This window comes from Planosporangium flavigriseum (genome assembly GCF_011947225.1).
GTDB classification, from domain to species: domain Bacteria; phylum Actinomycetota; class Actinomycetes; order Mycobacteriales; family Micromonosporaceae; genus Planosporangium; species Planosporangium flavigriseum.
On the sequence record NZ_JAATVW010000078.1, the window covers coordinates 1 to 336 of the forward strand.

Annotated in this window: 1 protein-coding gene; it reads right to left on the reverse strand. The window is 68.5% G+C overall.

Annotation, left to right across the window (positions count from 1 at the left end):
* Positions 1-327, reverse strand: a 327-nt coding sequence (locus HC028_RS26885) for a flagellin N-terminal helical domain-containing protein (RefSeq protein ID WP_476742333.1), incomplete at its 3' end; no start/stop codon positions are given.
* Positions 328-336 lie beyond the last annotated feature (9 nt).

A 336-nucleotide genomic window follows, 5' to 3' on the forward strand; every position in this document is an offset into this window, starting at 1 on the left:
ACCGCTGGTCAGGGCGACGGTCGTGGCGCCCAGGCCCAGGCCGGTCGCGTCCAGACCCGAGATGCCGCCGGCGGTGATGGTGCTGATGTTGGCCGAGCTCAGGTTGACCGCGAGCTGCGTGCCGGTACCGGTGGCGGAGTCGACCTGGAACGCACCGTTGTAGCTACCACCCAGCAGCGCCTGGCTACCGAACTTGGTGGCGGTGGTGATTCGGGTCAGCTCCGACTTCAGCTGCTGGAACTCGGTGTCGGCCGCCGCCTGGGCACTGGAGTCCTGCGAACCAGTGTTGGCCGCCTGCACCGCGAGCGAACGCATACGCTGCAGGATGGCGCTGGA